Origin of the sequence: Paenibacillus cellulositrophicus, from assembly GCF_009363095.1 — a bacterium.
Lineage (GTDB): Bacteria > Bacillota > Bacilli > Paenibacillales > Paenibacillaceae > Paenibacillus_AQ > Paenibacillus_AQ favisporus.
On the sequence record NZ_CP045295.1, the window covers coordinates 2,218,761 to 2,235,025 of the forward strand.

Below are 16,265 nucleotides of genomic sequence, written 5' to 3' on the forward strand. Positions count from 1 at the left end.
TTCTCTCTATGTCCAAAAGCCCGAAATATTGGTATCATGGAACTTGATCAGACGCATTACGGTTAACGGGAGGCAGAATTGTTGAAGAAAAATTACTTCAAGTCCAAGCTGTTTTTGAAATATATCTGGTCCTATTTGTTTATCTTGTTGATTCCCTTGATCCTCATGACGATCTTTATTTATGAAAACGCTGTGACGAACCTCCGGTCCGAGATCGAGCACTCCCGGCTGGATCAGCTGACCCAGACTAAAGTGATCATTGACGGGCGGATGAAGGAGCTCAGCGAAATCGCTTCCCGTGTCTCCTATGACGAGAGACTGACAAAATACCGGGTCCATGACCCGCTGACGAGCGGAGACGCCATTCAGGCACTGGATCAGTACAAGGCAACCAGCTCGATCATCGGCGAAATTTTCCTCTATTTTCATAAAGATGAGAAAATCTATTCCAGCAACGGCCTGTACAATCTTGATGTATTCGCCAAAAAGTTCAGCTTCCAGAGCTGGGACAAGAGCCGGATGTTCAAGGATCTCGATGAGGGCCAGTATCCGGAGATGCGTCCCGCCGATACGGTCAGCAACGCTTCCGGTTTAAAAGAAACGATGCTCGCGTACCTGATTCCGATTACGCCCAACAGTCCGACGCCGCACGGAACGGTCATGTATTTGATCCGGGAATCCGAGCTTACCAGCCTGATCGATTCCATTCTCGGCAGCTATCAGGGGTTGACGTATATTCTCGACAACGAAGGCCGCATTCTGGTGGACAACCGTCAAGGCGAAGCGCTCACCGGAAGCGAGGCCAAGTCGCTGATCAATCTGTCCCCTGGCATTCACGAACGGACCATTAACGGCAAGGCGCATTCCATCGTCTCGGTCAAATCCGACAATAACGGCTGGACCTATGTTACCGCCATGCCGAGCTCGCAATTCTTCAGCAGCGTTCTGCACGTGCGGAGCTTTATCATCATGCTGTTCATCATTGTCGTCCTTGTTGGCGCGGCCATCGCACTGCTCCTTGCCCGCATGCAGTACCAGCCGATCTCGATGCTCGTGGAGTTTGCCTCCACCAACTCCCCGGCCAAGCGGCCGCAGAGTGGCAAGACGCCGTCCGGCAACGAGCTGGACCGGATCCGCACCGCGCTTCAGGAATACAGCTCGCGGATCGATTTGCAGGAGCCGTTCGCCCGCAACCACTTCCTGTCGATGCTGCTGAAGTACGGCAGCGCCCAGAGCCTGTCGCCGGAGCTGCGGGAGGCGTTCGACCTTCATTTTGACCGGTCACGGTACTTTGTGATGGTCATCGGGTCGGAGCCGGCAGAGCAGGAGAAAAGCGACCTGCAGGACCGTACCGAAATGATCCGGCTGCTGACCCAGATCGAATTCCCAGAGCTGGCTGCTCTCGGCTATGGCGTGGAGCTACCGCAGCTGGACCAGCTGGGGCTCATCATCTGCTACGATCCGGAAGAAGGCGCCGAGGAGTTCAACCGGATGCACCAGATCGTCGAGGCGGTCCGCGGCTGTCTGCTCGAATCCTTTGACGTCTTTCCGATGATCGGCGTCGGCACCAGCTATCCGAGCCCGGACCAGCTGAACCAGTCCTTCATCGAAGCCTGCTCGGCTTTCGAGCTGCGGGCGACCACCGGTCAAGGCAGTGTCACGTATTTCGAGAAGCTGTCCTACACGCCGGACCATACGGCCTGGGTGCCGAACAACACGCTGATGAAGCTGTCTCAGAGCTTGAAGCAGGGCAGCTACGACGTTGCCGCCCAAATTATCTCCTCGTCGGTGCAGGACCTGCAGGCGGCCGAGGTATCGGCGATGCTGATGCGCTGCGTCTGCTTCGACCTGCTCAACACGATCCTCAAGACCGCATCCGAGCTCGGTATCCACAGCGTGCTGCAGGACGTGCCTCCAGGCATGGTGTACAGCAGCTCGCTCGAGGAAGTCGAACGCGGCCTGCTCAGCCTGGCTTCCCGGATCTGCAGCCAGGTCGAGCGGAATAACCAGAAGGAAGAACAGTCGATGATCGACCGGATCGTCGCTTACATCGATGGGCATTACACCGACCATACGCTGAGCCTGGAGAGCGTCGCTTTTGAATTTGACATCTCGCCGTCCCACGTCAGCCGGTCGTTCAAGGAAAAGATGGGGCTGAACTTCATCCAGTACGTCTGGCAGAAGCGCCTTGAAGAGGTGATTCATCAGCTGCGGACGACCAGCGATCCGCTCAAGGACATCATTCTGCGGGTCGGCTACCAGGACACCCCGAACTTCACGCGGAAGTTCAAGAAGGAGACCGGCTACACGCCGGGGCAGTACCGGAAGCTGTTCTCCGAAACCGGCCATCCTCCCGCTTCTTCCGATCCGGACGAGGAATGAGGCTGCGCCTCTTCCCGCTTCTTCTTAAAGCAATAGCCAACTCCCCTGCCGCTTGCGCAGCAGGGCGATGTTGGCTATTTGCTTTTGCATGGTGCGGATGATCCGGTTACTTGCCCGAGTTCCAGCGGTCGTAAGCGCCCTGGTACAGCTCGGCGATCCGGTCGCCTCCCATTTTTTTGATTTGCGCTACATATTTGTCCCAGTTCGAAAGCGGTTCTTGGCCAGTCACGAACTTCGCTTCCATCTGCTTGACATAGGTGTTCAGGTCGGACAGCAGTGCCGTTGCTTCCGTCTGCTCTTCATTGGTCAAATAGACGTTCGGGAACGGCGTTTTGCCGATCGGCGTCAGCTTCTCTGCGTTTTCTTTGTCAATGAAGCGGTCAAAGTCGCTCTTCAGTCCTTTGGTCAATTCCGCAGAGTTCATGCCCGGCGCAAGAATGCCGTAGTTCGGCGTCAGTGTGCCGCGATATTCCTCACGGTCGCCACCGCCCGGTACCGGCAGCCATTCTTTCTCATGGGCTTCTTTATCTTTGTATTTCCACAACGTATTCTCCGGTCCCTGACTGAACAGCGTAGCTCCGTCATAACCGTATTGGTAGTCGATCCAGCGCATCGTCGCTTCCGGATTCGAGTCCTTGCTCGTAATCGCAAACGTGCCGTTGGCCGAAATACCCGGGTGCTTGCCGTAAACCGGCGTTCCCGGAATTTCGCTGGCGACCGGCGTCATGAGCGGGTTGTCCGAGCTTGGCTCGCCGCCCAGCGTGAAGTAAGGGAAATAGTCGTTGAACACGCCGATCTGGTTGTTTTGCCCCTTGGCTTTCTTCTGATCCGGCGTCTGCGAGAACGTCTCGTGATCCAGAAGGTCTTCCTTCCACAGTTTATTCATGAAGGTCAGGTAGCCCTTATAACCCTCTTCTTGCGGCGTATAGTGCACTTTTCCGTCCTTGTCGGCGTAGATCACTTCGTCATAGATGCCCCAGAAGCCGAGGAAATACATGCGCAGGTCGTCCAGCTTGACCGAGGTCAGCGGAATTTCGTCCTTTTTGCCGTTGCCGTTCGGATCTTCGTCCTTGAAGCGTTTCAGCAGCGTGTACAGCTCGTCGGTTGTCTTCGGCAGCTCGGTCACGTTCAGCGCCTTCAGGAACTTGCCGTTATACCACATCGGGCTGCGGTACCATACCGCCGACAGATCGATGTTCGGGAGCGCGTAGATATGCCCGTCAGGCGTCGTAAACGACTTGCGGATATCCGGATGCTCGTCGAAAATTTTCTTGATGTTCGGCGCATAGCCTTCGTCAATATATTTTTCGAGCGGGATCAGAACGCCCTGACTGCCGTAGGTCACCTGCTCCGCCGGTTTCAAATCCGCCGCATAGAATATGTCTGGCAAGTCGCCGCTCGCGAATACGAGGTTCTTTTTCGTCTCAAAGCTGTCGATCGGCGAAAGCTGGTATTCCAGGTGGATGCCCGTCAATTTCTCCATCTCTTGCAGCACGGGCATTTTGTTCCAATCGGCCACGCCCGCATCCTGGGACATGACTTTCAGCGTGAGCGGCTTGTCCACGATCGGAAAGCCTTCTTTTTTAACCCCTTCGGCCGCAGATCCGGCAGCTGAGGAGGAACCCCCGTCGCCGTTGGAACCGCAGGCTGCCAGCAGGCTGGCGGATACGGTGAGGCAGAGCAGAATGGATGACGCCTTGCGAAGCTTTTTCATGTTTTACAAACTCCCCTTTTTGACTTGATGTCGATTCTAAGCAGGTAGGATCAGCCCTTTACGGAACCAATCATAACACCTTGCACAAAGTAACGCTGGAGAAATGGATAAATGACGATGACCGGAATGGTGGCGACGATAATCACGGAATACTTCACCAGGGCGGCGATTTCCGCCTTGTTGTTCATCGCGGCCGCCGTGGAGGCGTCGATGGCTCCTCCGCCCTGCGCAGCCATTTCCTGCAGCACCAGAATTTGGCGCAGCACCAACTGCAGCGGGTATTTCGCCGAGTCGTTCAGGTAAATGAGCGCCGAGAAGTAGCTGTTCCAGTTGCCCACCCCGTAGAACAGGGCCATGACCGCGATGATCGGCATCGACAGCGGCAGGATGATCTTCACGAACAGCCGCATGTTCGTACACCCGTCGATCTGCGCCGCTTCCTGCAGCTCCTTCGGAATCGAGCTCTGGAAGAACGTCCGCGAGACGATGATGTTCCAGATCGACGCGGCCGACGGAATGACGATCGCCCACATCGTGTTGACCATGCCCAGCTGCTTCACCAGGAGGTACGTCGGCACCAGGCCGCCCCCGAAAAACATTGTGACCATGAACATGCCCATAAAGAAGTTGCGGCCGACAAAGTCCTTGCGGCTCAGCGCATACGCCGCCGGCAGCGTCACGAGCAGGTTGATCGCGGTCCCGACCACGGTGTACAGAATCGTGTTGCCGTACCCCGTCCAGATGCTTGTGTTCTCGAACACCCGCTTGTAGCCGTCAAATGTAATGCCTTTCGGCCACAGCCACATCTCCCCGGACCCGACGGCTTTCGGGTCGCTGATGGAGGCGCTGACCATGTACACCAGCGGGTAGAACACGATTAGAAACGCCAGAAACACATACAGGTAATTGAAGGCGAGAAAGACTTTATCCCGCCGGGTTTCTCTGACTCCAGATAACATCGAAGCCCCTCCTCTCTACCACAAACTGTTCTCGCTCGTACGGCGGACGATCTGATTGACAACGATGAGCAATACCGCATTGATGACCGAGTTGAACAAGCCGATGGCGGTCGAGAAGCTGTACTGCGCATCCACGAGACCCGAGCGGTAGACGAAGGTGGAAATGACGTCCGACGAGCTCATGTTGAGCGGGTTTTGCAGCAGTAGGATTTTCTCAAAGCCGACCCCGAGCAGGCTGCCCATATTCAGGATGAGCAGGATGGTCATCGTTGGGATCAGTACCGGGATGTTGATGTGCCGCACGCGCTGGAAGCGCGAGGCCCCGTCAATAATCGCCGCCTCATGCAGCCCCGGATCAACGCCCGATAGCGCGGCGAGATAGATGATCGTGCCCCAGCCGGCGCTCTGCCACACGTCCGAGAAGACGTACATCGTCTTAAACCAGCGCGGGTCGGTGAGGAAGTCCGGTGATTTCAGGCCCAGACCCTCGATCATGTGGGTGACGATCCCCGTCGACGGCGAAAGGAACGTGATAATCATCCCCGCCATGACGACCATGGAAATAAAGTGCGGCGCGTACGTCACCGTCTGGGACAGCTTCTTGAAGAAGCCGTTTCGGACTTCGTTGAAGGCCAGTGCCAGAATGATCGGGATCGGAAACCCGATGGCCAGCGAGTACAAGCTGATGCTCAGCGTGTTCCAGAGCAGGTCCCAGAAGTAATAGGAATGAAAGAAGCGGACGAAGTGGTCGAAGCCGACCCACGGGCTTCCCGTGATTCCTTTTGTCGGAATGAAGTTCTTGAACGCGATCTGGATGCCGTACATCGGCCCGTAACAGAAAATAAGAAAGTACAAAAAGGCCGGCGCAATAAACAGGTACAGCTCCCAGTTCATAATGATGCGCTTCCATAAACCTTTGCCTTTTCTCTTTGTCGGCATGGCCGCCGCCGGGCGGCCGGCAAACGCCGTATTGGTTTCCTGCATAGGATCACCCCTTCCTGATAAATGGTTTTTGCTCCACCCATCGTTACCACAGTATGTCAGGTGTGCTAACGCTTACATTTTTACGATAGCCCAGGGAGCAGTGCTCGTAAATATGTCATTTTAGTCGATGCCCCTAACCCCCGGTAACAAGGTGCCTGCGGCCTGATGACAAGCGGCTTGGACAAGCGGACAATGTGTCATTTTTGAGTGATCCGGCGGGATATGGGCGGCATATCAAAATTGACCAACCGGGCGGCAAAACCCATGCAAAGCCCATGCAACCCCATGCAAACAAGTAGCTTTTCCCCAATCCTTCCGGTCTGCTGCACCTGACCATTCAAACCTTTCCGCCAAGCTGCACATGATTTAGTTATAAGAAGAATGCCGAGCAAAAAAGACTCCCGGCTCAATCGGCCGGCAGCCTTCCTCTTGTGATGTTATCCTTATGTCTCGCCCGCCTTCCCAAACATTACTTCACAGGCTGGGGGCCATATTGGTTATCCGTCTCCTGACTTGCCTGACAGGCTTGCACAACAAAAATAATGATGCCCACGATCGGTATCAGGGCGATCAAGTTCCACCAACCGCTTCTTCCCGTATCGTGGAGTCTGCGGCATGCAACCGCCAAAGACGGCAAGAAGGTAGCAGCAAAATAGATCGCGGATAATATGTAAGACAGCCCCACGATTTCCTCGACGACGGAAAACACGAGGTAGATTACTCCTTCATACAGCATAAACATCCAATATTCTTTTTTGGACGCCCTTCCCTGAAATCCCGCGTAATTTTTCAATGCTTTTAAATACCATTCCATCCTAAACTTCCCCTATCGTATATTGAATCCGATTGAGTTTAGCATGAAATCAAACCAGCAGATACCATCAAATTTTTCCATGAAATTTCAGAAATGAAAAAAAGCGGCCGACTGCTGAGAAGTCGGCTGCTTTACAAAAGGATCATGATTTTGATTTGGCTTCCCTTTTAAACTTGAGTGCAGCAAGGATAAATAACGCTCCTCCCAGCATCCAAAATGGCTCCCAAAAAAAGAGCCTCCACCTGAGCGCAAAATCGTCAATCTGCAGGGACAGCAGCCCTATGCAGGCAAAAATAAGAGAAATCACGTTGGCTAGGCCGTATAAGAATAGCAAAATCCCCGCTAGTAGCCCTAGAATATATAAAACCCGGTTCGTCATGCTGGACCATGGCCTTAGAAGCAGCAGCAAAAATAAGCCCCCGCACAATTTCACGAATCCAGTAAGCCAGACCATGGCTATGAACGATGCTTCCCTTTCTATGGCTTGATTATAGATGAACCCTCCTAATGTATTTACGCCAATCATGCCTCCGCCTGCCCAGTAAAAGCTAATGATCGCAAACAGAACGCACCAGATAAACCCCGTAAAGATATACACTTCTTTATGTTGGATCATTCCCATCCTTTGCCTTCCCTTAATAGTCATCGCACTTCTGCCTAAGTCCGGGCACTTTTTGAGCTATGCAGTATCCATTTCGCCCATTTGTGCTCTCAATTGTCTATCTCTCTCCATTTTTTAATAATGCGTCAAAATAGCATCGCCTTCTGAAAATATCGAATATGTAAACCAATCTATCAATTTATTCCTATGGATTGGCAGACAAACCGCTTGTCCCAAGAAATACCCCGCATATGCCCGTTTTCTCAAAATATAGCCGTTAGTCTAGCAAATGATAGTTATCAGTCCATGCCAAATGTGAAGCAAACCCATACTCTGTAGACAAATCGACAGGAGGTGTATATCATTGCATTGTCCAAGAAAGCATTGCAGAGGTAAAATTGTTTTTCACCACCATAGAAATAAGAAACGCCGCGTCATTAAAAAGATCGTAAAGGTAAACTGTCCTCCCCCGAAAATTAAAGTAAATGCTCCGGCTGGTCCTCAAGGTCCTGCAGGAGCACAAGGTCCTGCAGGAGCACAAGGTCTTCCTGGAGCACAAGGCATTCCGGGACTACAGGGTGCTACCGGTCCTCAAGGTCCTGCCGGAGCACAAGGCCCTGCCGGTCCGCAAGGTCCTGCCGGTCCTGCCGGAGGTATCGCTTCGTTTGCGTTCTTGTGCAGCACAGTCGATCAAACCGTTGCCGCAGCGCCCACTCCCGGAGGCCAAGGTGGCGCCGTCACTTTTAATAACTCCGTCATTAACGGAACGGCCACTTCCTTCACCAGCCCTTCCACCGTCAATATCCTGGAAACCGGTTTCTATAACATCAGCTGGGAAGTATTCCCGACTGCCGGAAACAGCGCTTTCGGCCTGTTCTTCGATCCGGATGCCGCCGGACCGCTGCCTGCCACGCTGGTTCCTTGCAGTAACTATGGCTCCGGTGCGGGCAATAACCCTTATCAAGGTCAAGTCGTAGCACGATTAACGGCGGGAGGCGTCCTGACTTTGAACCGGATCGATAATACGGGAACTCAAACACTGCAGGCCAGCATAGGCGGGGGAACGCCTACAACTAGCGCTTCGATTGTCATTGAAAAATTGGCGTCCGCCTAAACAACCTATTGGCAGCTCCAAGATTATTAGTAATATATGCGCAAGAAATCGCTCTGCTACTAGCACAGCGATTTCTTGGCGTTTGTTGCATATTTGATCATCGGTTTTCAATCAAGATCCAAATCAGCTTTGCTGAGTTTCTTGTTTTGATAGAATGTGCTTCACGCCCCACTCGCCGATCTGATCCAGAAATTCAATCATAGACCGTCCCGCCGAAGTCAGCGCATATTCCACTCTGGGCCGGGGCTCCGGGTACGATTTCCGTTCAATGATACCGTCACGCTCCAGCTCGCGGAGCTGTTCTGTCAGTACCTTCTTGGAGATGGACGGTAAATGGCGCTGCAATGCGTTGTAACGCACGGGCTGGTCGTTTTTGTACAAATACCGGTATATCGGTATCTTCCATCTCCCGCTTAAGCTGGATATGACTACTTCGACCTGACACTCGTTCAACTGCACAGGCATTGGATCCCCTCCCGCTTTTTTTTCAACATTATACACCATGCTGCAGCGCATGTCGGGATACAAAAAAGTGCCTTATTGTTCCCGGCATGGACCCAGTCCTATAATGGCTCGTGAGGGGGGAATCGAACATGAAAATCGGAATTTTGGGATCCGGAAATGTAGGTAAAGCGTTAGCTAAAGGTTTAGCGGTGTCGGGCCATCGCGTTGTCGTGAGCAGCCGGGAACCCGATCATCCGAAACACGCATCTTGGAAAAAAGAGACCGGTAGTTCGGTCGGAATGGTCACTTTTGACGAAGCCGCCTGGTTTGGAGAGACGATGATTCTGGCGCTTCCCTGGAATGGTTTGAAAGACGTGCTGGAATCTATCGACCCTGCCTGTTTAAAAAATAAAACCGTCATCGACGTCAGTAATGCCGTATACTTTGACAGCGGACCGCGTTTGCTCCATAACGAAACATCTGCAGGGGAAATCGTCCAACAGCTGCTGCCTGACAGTTCTGTCGTTAAAACGCTCAATATCGTCAGCGATCAAATCATGGTTCACCCGCATTTTAACGAAGGCTCCCCGGTCATGTTTATGTCCGGCAACAACTTGGAGTCCAAGGAGCAAGTCAGGACTCTGTTGAAAGACCTCGGCTGGTCAACGGTTATTGATCTGGGGGATATCAGCAGAAGCCGCCTTCAGGAATCCATCATGCTTGCCTGCGTCATCAGCGAAATGCAGCTGCCATCAGCGAGTGCGGCATTTGCCTTGTTAACGCGCGGATAAATCTTTTCATTCTTTTGATTATGCAGTTTCTTGGGATTCCCAATGTAACGCCGCTTATCATCATTGACAACAGTATTTAGCGGCCGCAGCCCTAAGTTTATTATTTATTGTGGCGCCCTACTGTCCTTTGGGCATCTGGCGGGCTGTCGCTTTTGCTGATCGTCATCGGAAACATGGTGGAAAGTTCGGAGCATCCAGGTAAAACAACAGGATATGTCGTTTATCACTTGACTCCAATACTGGACAGCACGCCCCTTGGAACGAACTCGAGCCGCTGTCCAGTCAGCATCAACATATCCTGTGCTTCTCTATAGCTTCTGCAATTCAAGCCATTCTTCCATCTTGGGGATGGATTCTGCATAATGCTTAATAGCACCCAAGGTTATGGAGACCTGCTCTGTTCCGGTCTTCTGTTCTTCTTCATCCGTACATTCGATCCACAAAGACCGTTTTAGACTATATTCCAGCCATTCCAGTTTGGACAATAACCCACCAGCCAGAATCAGCCTCCAATCGGATGAAATGCGCCCCTGAGCTGTTTTATATCCTTGTATAAAGGCTAAAAATTTCTCCTTCTGTATCTCGCCCGTCTCACTTTCGGACCAATAAACCGCGGTTTCCAGTAAGTCCAGCGACGAATTTTTATAACCGGCGGATTCCCAGTCAATCAGTATGGGTTCATGACCTGACCACAGTACGTTTTTCGGGTCCAAGTCTCCATGCGTAATCACCCATTCTGAAGAAAGCCCGTTCACCGATTCGATGGCGGCTGCATTCCATCGATGTAAATGTTCCATGTTTTCGAGCAGCTGACCGGTCCACGCGGCATGGTTTTCTTGTGCTTTCTCCAAATAGAAGCTCCAATCCGTTAAAGTCGAATTCGAGAATAGTGGAGTTTCGATTCCTAAAACTGAAAAGTCGATCCAATGCAGCTTTGCTAGAATGTCACCCATTTTTTCGCAATGAGTCGTGTCTATTTCACCATGCTTCAGGCTGTTCTCACTGGTCCAATCAAAAACAAGATAATACCTGTCCTCTAATCGCTGCAGCGACTCCCCGTCAAACTTCTTTGCGGGAAGCGCAGGAATGAATTTTGCCGCGTAATTCGCAATCCGCTCAGACATAATGTAGTTGTTCACTGCAGTTGGTCTGGTCATAATCTGCGGATTTAATGCCTTCACGGCATATTTGCCTGTCGCAGTTTCCACCGCGTACATTTTGTGAAGCAGCCCACCGGTAACCGGTACAGGGGCCGATTGCAACTCGCCTAACTTCAGCGCACGGCACAATTTATGAAATTCGGAGATACTCGATTTCTCATGCATGCTTGCACAGCTCCTTATGGGGTATTCGGAAACTATAAAACGAACTCCAACTGTACATCCCTTGGATCGTTCTCCAGCAACTTCCGGCTAACCTCCGCCGCTTCCCGGCATCCCATTGCACCATAAAAGGCAATCGTTTCTTCGGCTGAACCTGCGCAGATATACAATTTCTCAGCTCCCCACTCCCTCGCCTGATGAGCCGCGATCGCGAACAGTTTTTTACCGATCCCCTTACCTCTATGCTCCAGCGTAATGAATAATTGATCCAATAATACATACCGGTACTTGTCACCAAAGGCTTCCCGATTGACCGCAGCAAAACCTATGAGATTGTTGTCCCCATCAAAGGCTCCTACAGCTTCACCACCAGACCGTATGGTGTCCCTTAAATGGCTCAAGTGATAGTCATAGCCGTTCGGCCAATCCTTGTCATGGTAGTTGATCTCGACCAATTGCCGTTTTCCGGCGACTTCCCGCCATGCATTTTTAATATATTGAGATGGGTTCATACCGTTAATGAGTTCAGCGTCCTCAAAACTTAATTTCCTGTAATTCCACATGGGCTCCCTCCGTTGGCTCGCATTCATACTTGATAATTTTACCATACGCTTCAGGTATGGAATGGCTATAACCAAACTGTCCTGCTTTCGAGGAGTTCAAACCTGATCCTTGCGAATCCGGATTAAATCAAACAGCCTGTGACCCGGAAAAGTCATAATAAAAAAACAATAAGCTCCGATTGGCCTGTTGAGCCCAGTATCCGATCGGAGCTTTGTCATTTCAATGATTCCGCTTGTTAGATTTATCTTCCCGTTCAGTCTAAACGCCGTGCGACATGAAGAACAGCGCCCCAATGGCGGCGGACCGACGAGTCCGGACGGCTGTTCAGGCGAACCCGGATTTCGCTGAAGAGCTTCTCACGCTTCCATTCCTCCATAAGAATGTGGTCGGAGAACGTTTTTAGAAGGTTAATGTATTCTTCCGCATGATAGAGGCGTTCCCAGTCGAAATGCCGAACATGAACGACCTCAAACAGGCCGCTTTGCCCGATCTCTTCCCGCTGCTCCTGCAGTTCCCCCGGCCTTGGCCAGTCGGTGTCTTTCGGTTTGCCCTCGCCCAATTCATCGTACACGTCTTGGATTTCACGGAAGAACGGATCCCCGTCGTCCGGAAAAACGTGAGTGGCGTTCCAAAAAGCCAAATGTCCGCCGGGACGAAGGACCTGCCATGCCTTGGAATACCGTACCTTCGGATCAATCCAGTTCCACGCAGTGGCGGCAAATACCAAATCGAACCTTTTCTCGGCCTCGGGCTGCCACTCTTCGAAGCCCCCCGTTATAATTTCGGCATCCATTCCGGTGAGGTTGCGGCGGGCTGCTTCCGCAAGATCCGCTCCAAGCTCCACGCATGTCATGTTGAATCCACGTTTGGCTAACGGTAGGGTCGCCTTCCCTGTCGCACAACCGATTTCCAGCAGACGATCCCCCGGATGCAAATTAGCCGCCTGAACCAGATCGTCCAGCAAAGCTTCCGGATACTCCGGCCGTGCCTGCTGGTACAGATCGGCCGCCTGCTCAAAGGTTTGACGCAATTCTTTATAATCGTGTCGAGAGTGCATGATTTCCTCCTTAACCGCTGCTTATGTCACTTTTTACTTTGGGAATTATTTAACTCGTTCAAAGCTTTCTCTATTCGCCGCTGTCTGGTTTCCGGTGTCTTGGCATCCTCAATGCCCAGAACAAGGCGCCGTCGATTACTATAAGACATGCTCTCAAAAGCAGACTTCGCCACCCCGTTATGCGACAATGCTGACAAGAAATCGTCCGGCACGGGTAGTTCACGCTGTTCCGTATCCAGCTCCAACTGAACCTCCAGTTTGTCGCCGGCGGCAACCTTCGCTTTCTTCCGATGCTCCGTGCTGACCGGAATCAAAAATCGTCCGCCCATGACTCCAATCGTAGTCCGGTACGCGTACCCCCGGATCGTAACACGAACCGCAGGCTTTTTTCCAGAGCCTAAGCTTCTGACTACTTCCTCCGGCACCTCAATGCCTGTTGCGGTCTTTCCGTGCAGCTGCAGGTCGGCAGTAAATGTTACCATATCGCAACCTCCTCAATATATTTTTTATCCCTTCAAGTATTCGACCAATACAGGGACCAATGCGGCCGGTTTCACGATATGCGTTTGACCGGGAAGCACTTGATGGGTTGCATTCGGCAAAACCTGTGCAAGCTCCTTCATGGAATTTCGCATCCATTCCGGGCTCTTGCCGCCAACGGCAACAAGCGTGGGGACAGAGACGCTCGACCATTTTTTCAACGTCTCCTTACTCCCTTTCTGCTGCCCGATCGTCAGTATGGTGTCATAAGGAAGCGTATGGGCGACCGACTTAAGCTTGGACCAGGCAGGCATCATCGGCATCATGGCCACGACCGGGGCCGGCAGTCCGACTCCTTTTCTCATAAACAGCTTGACTGCTGCACCCCGGCGATTGGCTCTAATCAGCTCATCCATTTGTGCAGCGTACTCATCCGGCACAGCTTCACGGCTACCGTCTGAAACAAAAGGCGCTTCGTATAACGCCAGTTTTTTTATCGACGAAAGCTGATTTGCCGCTTCAAGGGAAGCGCTGCCCCCGAGGATACGCCGTATACAAATACATCCTCTCCTGCTTCTTCAATCACAGCAGAAAGGTCCTCAATCTCGCGATCCACTCCATAAATAGCATGATCTCCACTTTCGCCACGCCCTCTACGGTCATAGGTATACACGGTAAAATCCTGCTGCAATGCAGCTGCCAAGGCACTGCTCGGGCCATTCCCCCGGCTGCACAGCGCACCATCGACCAGCAGGAGCGGCGGGCCGCTTCCAACCTTGTCGTAAGCAATGCTCGTGCCGTCTTTCGAAGTGACCGTTCTCATAAGGCAAAGCCTCCTTGCTTCGTTTTTTGTCCTCTACCAATACAACGAACGCGGCTCACCATAATCGACAAATACACGATCTTTTATGGATTTTTTTCTATAAATTTTTACCAAACCGATTTTGACTCGTTCAACGAAACGAACTATTGTTCCGTATATAATGCCAGGTTCTCCAAAGTGGACCTTAAACCGATGTCGTGATCTTCTTTCCGGATCCCTGCCGGCACGTTCTCGCATACGATCGTAACCAACGTGCCTTTCGGGTTGGCTGCCAATGTCCAAGTCATGATCATCTCTCCGGCAAAATCAGGATCATCTGACTCGAATACAACAGCCTGTACAATACGCTCGTCCGGGACGAGCTCCAGGAACGTTCCTTGGACGACGTCTGTATCGTCAGAGGTCTTCCCTTGCATTGTACGGTCGTTCTCTAAATAAGTCAGCGACATCCGGTAAGTTCCGTCCGCCACGGGGTTGAACTCGAAAATCCGGCCTTTCATCCCCTCCGGAGGAAGCCACATTACTAAAGCCTCAGGGTCCACGAACGCATGATAAATCGTTTGCGGCGATGCTTTGATCGTCCTCGAGGCAGTGTCGATTCTCTTGTTACCCGAATGATTGGTCATGGGTATCCAACCTCCAATTTCACAAAAATGGATCCATCAGCCCACATGTTTTACTAACGTCATCGTAGCACACTTATCAGGTTGTTATTTCTTGCGAATTGCTTTTATCCCGTCCAGCTAAAAAAGCAATCGGACACCCGGGAGCCGTTAAAAGATGGGCTGACTCCAAGCTATTAAAATCCTCTTCTCGCATCTATCCATATTATGGTATAGTAAAAACTAGCAATTTAGGTCTATGGAACCAGAAGGTTCGCTGAAGACCTAGATATTTTGATGGAACCGGCTTTCAATTACCGCAGCCGGATCGATACAAGAACGCTGGGGGGAGCAGGGTGTATTGTCATCAGTGCGGAGCAAAGTGTGCTCCGGAACAGAAAATATGCGGAAAGTGCGGAGCAAGATTATTGACGGAAGAAGTACGGCAGGCCGTTCTTGAGGTAGCCGCGGGCACCGAGGCCATCCGGCTGCCTCAAGCTGCGGCAGGCAAGCCGGGAGATGATCAGCGCCCGGCACAGGCGGCCGTCACCAAGAGGGGAAGCGGCCGGGTATTCCAGTGGATTATCCCTTTTCTGCTTGCCGGAGTGATTGCCCTGGGTCTTACGCTCTATTACAAGTATGAGCAGTCCGTAAACCATGAAGTGATGGCGCTTCAGCAGCAAGCCAAGAAAGAGGCGTTGGCCGGAAGGTATTCGGAGGCGGTCCAGCTGCTGGAACGGGCCGAAGAACAACGGCCGCGCTTCGCCGCACTGACCCGGGACCGGGAGCTTGCGGCCAAGGCCGCCCAGCTCAAGAATCAACTCGAGGGCGCTTCGGCACAGCTTAAGGCCAAAAAGCTGGATGAAGGGGAAAAAGCGCTGAAGCAAATTGCGGATATGATCGGCAAGCGGCAGGAGCCGCTGTTCGCGCCGCTTCAGAAATCGCTGGCGGCGGACCAGGTCATGCTGACGGTGCTTCGCATCAAAGGCCAGCTGGACAAGCTGACCACAGTCGATGCGCTGGCCGACAAGCTCGATACGGTCCGCGGCCTCAACGGCCAGGAAGCGGCGGCCGTCAAAGCGCAGATTATTAACAAAATCGCCGGAATCAGTTATTCGTCAGCCGAAGAGAAGCTGCGGAAAAAGGATTTTGCCGGAGCGCTGGAAGCGGTGGACAACGGGTTGTCCTACGCTGCGGACAATCCGAAGCTGACATCGTACCGGAAGCAGATTTCGGAAGCGAAGCGGGAGTTTGAGGAGGCTGAAGCGAAGCGTATTCAGCTGGCCCAGCAGAAGGCCGCCGAAGAAGAATTGAACAACCGGACCGCGGCCGTTGATGTATCCGGCGTTACAGCAGTGCTGGACGATTACGGCGATCTGACCATTTCCGGGACGGTCACGAACACCGCGACCCGCCCGATCTATTCGGTCAGCGTTTACCTCACCATTTACAGCAGCTCCTCCGGTGCCTACATAGGCGATGCTTATGCCAACGTTTCCCCGTTCAGACTGGAACCGGGGGAATCCGGGAGCTTCTCGACATCTTACTATGGGGTCTACGAACAAGCGGAAGTCACGGTTGATAACGCATCCTGGTATTTGGAATAGAGGGCAC

The 16,265-nt window shown here is 52.4% G+C and carries 17 protein-coding genes; 4 read left to right on the forward strand and 13 right to left on the reverse strand.

Translation table 11 applies throughout. The features are described 5' to 3' along the window. Positions 1 to 81: 81 nt before the first annotated feature. Positions 82 to 2,382: a helix-turn-helix domain-containing protein gene (locus GCU45_RS10080; RefSeq protein WP_152398827.1), complete on the forward strand. Its 2,301-nt coding sequence runs from the start codon at positions 82 to 84 to the stop codon at positions 2,380 to 2,382. Positions 2,383 to 2,488: 106 nt separating this feature from the next. On the opposite strand, the gene GCU45_RS10085 is transcribed toward GCU45_RS10080, so the two are convergent. The 5 genes from GCU45_RS10085 to GCU45_RS10105 form a co-directional block, all read right to left on the reverse strand. Next, on the reverse strand, positions 2,489 to 4,096 hold the full coding sequence (locus tag GCU45_RS10085; protein ID WP_152398828.1) for a type 2 periplasmic-binding domain-containing protein: 1,608 nt from the start codon (positions 4,094 to 4,096) through the stop codon (positions 2,489 to 2,491). A 50-nt stretch (positions 4,097 to 4,146) separates the two neighbouring features. Beyond that, positions 4,147 to 5,055 (reverse strand): carbohydrate ABC transporter permease, encoded by a 909-nt coding sequence (locus tag GCU45_RS10090; RefSeq protein ID WP_076173532.1) that lies wholly within the window; start codon positions 5,053 to 5,055, stop codon positions 4,147 to 4,149. Between the two features lie 15 nt (positions 5,056 to 5,070). Then, on the reverse strand, positions 5,071 to 6,039 hold the full coding sequence (locus tag GCU45_RS10095) for an ABC transporter permease (protein WP_145029627.1): 969 nt from the start codon (positions 6,037 to 6,039) through the stop codon (positions 5,071 to 5,073). 469 nt (positions 6,040 to 6,508) lie between these two features. Then, the gene (locus GCU45_RS10100; RefSeq protein WP_152398829.1) at positions 6,509 to 6,853 is read right to left on the reverse strand and encodes a DUF805 domain-containing protein; all 345 of its coding nucleotides are present in this window, start codon (positions 6,851 to 6,853) and stop codon (positions 6,509 to 6,511) included. A gap of 142 nt (positions 6,854 to 6,995) precedes the next feature. Next, entirely contained in the window at positions 6,996 to 7,475 is a 480-nt protein-coding gene (locus GCU45_RS10105; RefSeq protein WP_244364504.1) for a DUF3995 domain-containing protein, read from the reverse strand. A 343-nt stretch (positions 7,476 to 7,818) separates the two neighbouring features. Between GCU45_RS10105 and GCU45_RS10110 the strand changes: the two genes are divergently transcribed. Beyond that, the gene (locus GCU45_RS10110; protein ID WP_152398830.1) at positions 7,819 to 8,568 is read left to right on the forward strand and encodes a collagen-like protein; all 750 of its coding nucleotides are present in this window, start codon (positions 7,819 to 7,821) and stop codon (positions 8,566 to 8,568) included. Between the two features lie 123 nt (positions 8,569 to 8,691). Here the strand turns inward: GCU45_RS10110 and GCU45_RS10115 are convergent, their stop codons facing one another. Further along, the gene (locus GCU45_RS10115) at positions 8,692 to 9,033 is read right to left on the reverse strand and encodes a winged helix-turn-helix transcriptional regulator (RefSeq protein ID WP_152398831.1); all 342 of its coding nucleotides are present in this window, start codon (positions 9,031 to 9,033) and stop codon (positions 8,692 to 8,694) included. 128 nt (positions 9,034 to 9,161) lie between these two features. Here GCU45_RS10115 and GCU45_RS10120 point away from each other — a divergent pair, with 128 nt between their 5' ends. Then, positions 9,162 to 9,803 (forward strand): NADPH-dependent F420 reductase, encoded by a 642-nt coding sequence (locus tag GCU45_RS10120; RefSeq protein ID WP_152398832.1) that lies wholly within the window; start codon positions 9,162 to 9,164, stop codon positions 9,801 to 9,803. A gap of 308 nt (positions 9,804 to 10,111) precedes the next feature. Here GCU45_RS10120 and GCU45_RS10125 read toward each other — a convergent pair whose 3' ends face one another. The 7 genes from GCU45_RS10125 to GCU45_RS10150 form a co-directional block, all read right to left on the reverse strand. Then, positions 10,112 to 11,128, reverse strand: a complete 1,017-nt coding sequence (locus GCU45_RS10125) for a phosphotransferase (RefSeq protein WP_152398833.1) — start codon at positions 11,126 to 11,128, stop codon at positions 10,112 to 10,114. Positions 11,129 to 11,160: 32 nt separating this feature from the next. Continuing rightward, positions 11,161 to 11,688 carry a GNAT family N-acetyltransferase gene (locus GCU45_RS10130; RefSeq protein ID WP_152398834.1) on the reverse strand — a complete coding sequence of 176 codons (528 nt, stop codon included), beginning with the start codon at positions 11,686 to 11,688 and terminating at the stop codon, positions 11,161 to 11,163. A 254-nt stretch (positions 11,689 to 11,942) separates the two neighbouring features. Beyond that, positions 11,943 to 12,746 (reverse strand): class I SAM-dependent methyltransferase, encoded by an 804-nt coding sequence (locus GCU45_RS10135; protein ID WP_152398835.1) that lies wholly within the window; start codon positions 12,744 to 12,746, stop codon positions 11,943 to 11,945. Between the two features lie 26 nt (positions 12,747 to 12,772). Further along, a complete protein-coding gene (locus GCU45_RS10140) occupies positions 12,773 to 13,228 on the reverse strand; it encodes a YdeI/OmpD-associated family protein (RefSeq protein ID WP_152398836.1) in 456 nt (151 codons plus the stop codon). Positions 13,229 to 13,252: 24 nt separating this feature from the next. Next, positions 13,253 to 13,642: an alpha/beta fold hydrolase gene (locus GCU45_RS33990; RefSeq protein WP_208837113.1), complete on the reverse strand. Its 390-nt coding sequence runs from the start codon at positions 13,640 to 13,642 to the stop codon at positions 13,253 to 13,255. A gap of 77 nt (positions 13,643 to 13,719) precedes the next feature. Next, a complete protein-coding gene (locus GCU45_RS33995) occupies positions 13,720 to 14,049 on the reverse strand; it encodes an alpha/beta fold hydrolase (RefSeq protein ID WP_208837114.1) in 330 nt (109 codons plus the stop codon). A 143-nt stretch (positions 14,050 to 14,192) separates the two neighbouring features. Further along, positions 14,193 to 14,675, reverse strand: a complete 483-nt coding sequence (locus tag GCU45_RS10150) for an SRPBCC family protein (RefSeq protein WP_152398837.1) — start codon at positions 14,673 to 14,675, stop codon at positions 14,193 to 14,195. 404 nt (positions 14,676 to 15,079) lie between these two features. Here GCU45_RS10150 and GCU45_RS10155 point away from each other — a divergent pair, with 404 nt between their 5' ends. Beyond that, positions 15,080 to 16,258 (forward strand): FxLYD domain-containing protein, encoded by a 1,179-nt coding sequence (locus GCU45_RS10155; protein WP_152398838.1) that lies wholly within the window; start codon positions 15,080 to 15,082, stop codon positions 16,256 to 16,258. Positions 16,259 to 16,265 lie beyond the last annotated feature (7 nt).

What these genes read in the sequence shown, in the direction of transcription:
- GCU45_RS10085 (WP_152398828.1), bottom strand. Translation starts at nt 4,096, where the DNA reads ATGAAAAAGCTTCGCAAGGCGTCATCCATTCTGCTCTGCCTCACCGTA.
- GCU45_RS10090 (WP_076173532.1), bottom strand. Translation starts at nt 5,055, where the DNA reads ATGTTATCTGGAGTCAGAGAAACCCGGCGGGATAAAGTCTTTCTCGCC.
- GCU45_RS10095 (WP_145029627.1), bottom strand. Translation starts at nt 6,039, where the DNA reads ATGCAGGAAACCAATACGGCGTTTGCCGGCCGCCCGGCGGCGGCCATG.
- GCU45_RS10100 (WP_152398829.1), bottom strand. Translation starts at nt 6,853, where the DNA reads ATGGAATGGTATTTAAAAGCATTGAAAAATTACGCGGGATTTCAGGGA.
- GCU45_RS10105 (WP_244364504.1), bottom strand. Translation starts at nt 7,475, where the DNA reads ATGGGAATGATCCAACATAAAGAAGTGTATATCTTTACGGGGTTTATC.
- GCU45_RS10115 (WP_152398831.1), bottom strand. Translation starts at nt 9,033, where the DNA reads ATGCCTGTGCAGTTGAACGAGTGTCAGGTCGAAGTAGTCATATCCAGC.
- GCU45_RS10120 (WP_152398832.1), top strand. Translation starts at nt 9,162, where the DNA reads ATGAAAATCGGAATTTTGGGATCCGGAAATGTAGGTAAAGCGTTAGCT.
- GCU45_RS10125 (WP_152398833.1), bottom strand. Translation starts at nt 11,128, where the DNA reads ATGCATGAGAAATCGAGTATCTCCGAATTTCATAAATTGTGCCGTGCG.
- GCU45_RS10130 (WP_152398834.1), bottom strand. Translation starts at nt 11,688, where the DNA reads ATGTGGAATTACAGGAAATTAAGTTTTGAGGACGCTGAACTCATTAAC.
- GCU45_RS10135 (WP_152398835.1), bottom strand. Translation starts at nt 12,746, where the DNA reads ATGCACTCTCGACACGATTATAAAGAATTGCGTCAAACCTTTGAGCAG.
- GCU45_RS10140 (WP_152398836.1), bottom strand. Translation starts at nt 13,228, where the DNA reads ATGGTAACATTTACTGCCGACCTGCAGCTGCACGGAAAGACCGCAACA.
- GCU45_RS33990 (WP_208837113.1), bottom strand. Translation starts at nt 13,642, where the DNA reads ATGGATGAGCTGATTAGAGCCAATCGCCGGGGTGCAGCAGTCAAGCTG.
- GCU45_RS33995 (WP_208837114.1), bottom strand. Translation starts at nt 14,049, where the DNA reads ATGAGAACGGTCACTTCGAAAGACGGCACGAGCATTGCTTACGACAAG.
- GCU45_RS10150 (WP_152398837.1), bottom strand. Translation starts at nt 14,675, where the DNA reads ATGACCAATCATTCGGGTAACAAGAGAATCGACACTGCCTCGAGGACG.